This window comes from Alysiella sp. (assembly GCF_030525755.1).
Taxonomy (GTDB): Bacteria; Pseudomonadota; Gammaproteobacteria; order Burkholderiales; family Neisseriaceae; genus Simonsiella.
The window spans coordinates 1-3,765 of record NZ_JAUNEC010000076.1 but is presented as its reverse complement, the minus strand read 5'-3'; the positions used below and the strand labels follow the sequence as shown (position 1 = coordinate 3,765).

The 3,765-nt window shown below is 42.3% G+C and carries 6 protein-coding genes; 3 read left to right on the top strand and 3 right to left on the bottom strand.

Annotation, left to right across the window (positions count from 1 at the left end; genetic code table 11):
* Nucleotides 1–319: 319 nt before the first annotated feature.
* On the bottom strand, nt 320–571 hold the full coding sequence (locus tag Q4B82_RS09385; protein WP_303066197.1) for a hypothetical protein: 252 nt from the start codon (nt 569–571) through the stop codon (nt 320–322).
* Nucleotides 572–806: 235 nt separating this feature from the next.
* On the opposite strand from Q4B82_RS09385, the gene Q4B82_RS09380 reads away from it, so the two are divergent.
* From Q4B82_RS09380 to Q4B82_RS09370, 3 genes are all read left to right on the top strand, one after another.
* Nucleotides 807–986 carry a hypothetical protein gene (locus tag Q4B82_RS09380; protein WP_303066196.1) on the top strand — a complete coding sequence of 60 codons (180 nt, stop codon included), beginning with the start codon at nt 807–809 and terminating at the stop codon, nt 984–986.
* Nucleotides 987–1,079: 93 nt separating this feature from the next.
* Nucleotides 1,080–1,283, top strand: coding sequence for a hypothetical protein (locus Q4B82_RS09375; protein ID WP_368501359.1), 204 nt, complete (start codon nt 1,080–1,082; stop codon nt 1,281–1,283).
* 129 nt (nt 1,284–1,412) lie between these two features.
* Nucleotides 1,413–1,613 (top strand): hypothetical protein, encoded by a 201-nt coding sequence (locus tag Q4B82_RS09370; protein WP_303066195.1) that lies wholly within the window; start codon nt 1,413–1,415, stop codon nt 1,611–1,613.
* Between the two features lie 224 nt (nt 1,614–1,837).
* Here Q4B82_RS09370 and Q4B82_RS09365 read toward each other — a convergent pair whose 3' ends face one another.
* A complete protein-coding gene (locus tag Q4B82_RS09365; protein ID WP_303066194.1) occupies nt 1,838–2,830 on the bottom strand; it encodes a hypothetical protein in 993 nt (330 codons plus the stop codon).
* Between the two features lie 346 nt (nt 2,831–3,176).
* Nucleotides 3,177–3,659 carry a phage virion morphogenesis protein gene (locus Q4B82_RS09360; protein WP_303066193.1) on the bottom strand — a complete coding sequence of 161 codons (483 nt, stop codon included), beginning with the start codon at nt 3,657–3,659 and terminating at the stop codon, nt 3,177–3,179.
* Nucleotides 3,660–3,765: the final 106 nt, after the last annotated feature.

The following is a 3,765-nucleotide window of genomic DNA, read 5'->3' as shown; positions in this document are numbered from 1 at the left end:
TGGCAATGTTGAGGTGCGTTTGCATATTAAAGTGGTAGAAGAGTTTGATTTGTAAGATTTAAAAAACACCGTTTGGATTGTATTTAAAACAGTCAAGCGGTGTTTTTTATTAGCAAAATCATTTTCAGCCAGTCTTAAAATTTCCCCCAATCCGTTTTAAATGTTCGCCAATTTTATTTGCCATTTCATCAGACGATTGTTTGCGTCCACGCAAAATCCATTCATCAAGACTGCCAAACACCAAGCCCATAATCAGGCTGGTGCGATAGGCTTCCTTATCATCAGAATCAGGCTTTGCTCCACAACGTTCTTTAATATATTACAAAAATAGGTTTGATAAATCATTGGTATACAACAAATCCACCACTTCGGCCATATCGTTAATACTATGAAACATCGCCATAAAAATCTCTTTTGTATTTTTAAAGGGCTGGCGAGCCAAATACACAGGTATCATATGAAGCTGTAAATAGAGCACAATCGCCTGTTCTTTATTTTTAAAATTGCGATAAAACGATGAGCGATTGCTCCCTGCTTTTGGGCAAATTTCATTGATTTTAATCTCAATCAAAGCGTTATTGTTTTAATAATAAAATCAAGGATTGGGCAATATAGTCTTTGATGTGGGTGTTTGGGGCATTTTTCACTTTAAAACAAATGATTGGATAATTTAGGGGTATTTTAACAAAATCAAGCCAATTTTTAAAACTGCAACAAATCCGCCATTTTGTTGCAGTTTGGGCGGCTTTCTCGTCTTTTGGCGACAAATTGGCTTAAATAGCATTTAAATAATTTGCTGTTATTTTTTGATTTTTAGGATCAAATTTGATGAAATTTTTAAAAATACTTTGCTTGTTGGCTTAACGGTAGTCTCTTTAATCGCTTGTTCCGCCGTGAAAGAAAAATGGGAGCGCATGTCCGTGGTCAATATCAGTTGCACCCAAGAAATTCAAGGCTTAATGCCGATTGAAGCCAAATACACGTAAATGAGGCAATTTGCCGTTGCCTCATAAACCATGCTAAGTGGTGAAAATTATTTTAAAGAATACAAAATCTGGTATTCATAAAACATCAATTAAATCAATGGTAGACTGCCTGTTGTGGTGTTCGCAAATGGGACGGGAATGCAGTATTACAAATACAAAGCGGTGTTTGAACATTTGGCAAGTTGGGGCTTTGTTGTGATAGGCAATGATGATAAAGAAAGTTGGAGTGGATTATCATCGAGTCAATCGCTTGCGGTGCCAGATAACTTAAATAGCAATAAAAATTCACTGTTTTAATAAATTGGATACTAAAAACTCAGGCATTAGCGATCATTCACAAGGTGGTGTGGGGGGGCGATTAACGCAGCGACAAAACACGACAATTCACACCAATTTAAAGCGGTTTATACCGCCAGTGCGACCAAATTGGCATTGGCAAACGGCTTAAAATGGGATTATGACATCAGCAAAATCCGTGTGCCGTATTTTGCCATTTCAAGCACAGGCTTGTTTGATGCAGGCAACGGTAAGATCGATAGTGGCGCTCCCTTGTCGTCAATGAAAGAAAATTTTGACGCAATCCAAAACGCTCTAATTAACCATGTTCGCCCTCCGAAAAAATACTGACCATAGCGGAATGCTTTTAAAACCAGATGGCTATATGACGGCTTGGTTTCGTCATACTTTGATGAATGATGAACTGGCAAGTCGTGTCTTTGTGGGGTAAAATCTAGAAATTGCTCAAAATCATCGGCATTGGCAAAATGTGGTAATTAAGCGTTGAGAATGAGTAGAAACACCGTTTTTGTGATGAAAGCGGTGTTTTTACTTTTTGCTGTCCGCTATGACTTTCAGGCTGCCTGAAAAATCTGCGCCATTGCGTCTGCGTCATTGCCAAAGCCTTGCGCTGCGAGTGTGAAATCGTCCAGCGATTTTTTGGCGGATTGGGAAATGCCAGTCGCAACTTGCTCTGCCGTCAAACCCAAATCCTGCAATGCTTGGCGGTTTTTTGCCAAAGGCGATGTATCGGCAATATTGGCATTCAATGCGACCAATTTGTCTTTGGTTTGGGCAAGCTGTTGTTCAAGCTGCTTATTTCGTTCGCGCAAGCTGTTTTCCAACACATTGCCGATGTTTGCCAGTGGCTCGGACAAATCGCCCAAGCGGATTTGTAAACGATTTAAACTGGCTTGCAATGGCGCAAAATCGGCTTCGGTCATGGTGTTTTCCTTTGCTTGGTTAGAAAGAGAGAAATCGGGTTTAAAGTCCGTCCCATCGGACAACACAACTGCATTGGTGTGTGCGTCTGCACCCACCGCCACAAAGCTCACTTCACGCACGCTACAATCGCGTAAAATCACAATCGGTGCGGCAACGGTTACGCCATTGACCACCATCTCGCCCTCGCGCAACTGCTCTTGGCGAGCCGATTGAATGTAGGCAGACAATTCCCACGGATAGCCTTCGTCCGCAGTCGCTGCAACGTGTTTGCCCTGTTCTGTGGACAGCAAAGTGCCGTCAATTTGCAAACCTTGTGGCGACACGCTCAACGCGCCCACGCCCACTTTTTGATTGGGGTCGTGTTCCAGCAAAACGCCTGTTTTGGCGCGATACTGGATATTGGACAAATCCACAATGTAGCGGTCGCCCCATTTCGTGAACACCTGACCCGAATGGGCAATGCCCGTGAATTGGCGGACAAATCCGCTATCAGATGCTTGGTCGTCAAATTTCAAGCTTGCTTCTTGGGCGAGTTTGATGTGCAATACAGTCATGTTTAAAAAACAGTTTTGGGAAAAAGATAGCGCATTGTTGCACACCGATTGCACATAGACGGCAGGCATGACTTCAATTCGTTTTCAGGCAGCCTGAAAGTCCGAGCGGACGGCAAAAATAAAAAACCGCCAAAATCGCGCTAAAAACGCGATAAGCGGTTTGGGTAGGGTTAGGCATGGAAAAGTTTTTGAATGCGCTAAAACGCTTTAAAAAGTGTTTTAATGGCGATTTTTGAAATAGGGAAACAAAATCCCACTTGAATTTGATTGAACCCCTTTAATATAAATACCCACCACCCAGCAAGATAAATGGGACAAAACGGGATAAAACAAAACAAAGTGGGATAAGCAAACTGAAACAGCATTGCACAATGTGAAACAAAAGCGGACAACAAAAAAGTCCGCTTTTTTTGATTTATATGCCACGAGAGAGCGCGTCTTTAACCACATCTAAAATCCGTTTTTCGCCATCGGATTGCAATTGACCAGAGCCGTCAATCGGCAAATAAGGTCGCGCTGGAATGGTAACCGATTTTTTACGCGCAAATCTGCCATCACCAATCGGAATCATTAAATACGGCGCATTCTTGGCAGTAATTTCTCCGCCTAAATGATGAATTGCTGCGTATTTCTTATTTGAACCTATTCGCGCAAAATCGTTGCCCGATTGCGTATTGATACTACCTGCAAGCTGACCATTTAATTGTAGTTTTTTGCCACCACGATGGGTTTCTTTCCATTTGTCTCCACCCCAACTTTCACTCTCAAAATTGTCTTCGGTCATGCTTAATAATTCGGTGGCGACCGCGTTCATCATTGGGCGGCGGTTTTGTACGTTTTGCAAGAGTTGCGACAAACCGCGTTCCAAATCTCTGCTGTCCACGCTGATTTTAATCATGGTGTTAATCCCAGTAATTCGGCTACCCAAGCCAATTCTGCCAAAGTCAAAGCATTGCGGAATTTTTCCTGCGACATCATTTCTTTGACTGCGACACGCGCCAATT

Coding starts and splice junctions, on each gene's coding strand:
- Q4B82_RS09365 (WP_303066194.1), bottom strand. CDS start 2,830: ATGCCTGCCGTCTATGTGCAATCGGTGTGCAACAATGCGCTATCTTTT.
- Q4B82_RS09360 (WP_303066193.1), bottom strand. CDS start 3,659: ATGATTAAAATCAGCGTGGACAGCAGAGATTTGGAACGCGGTTTGTCG.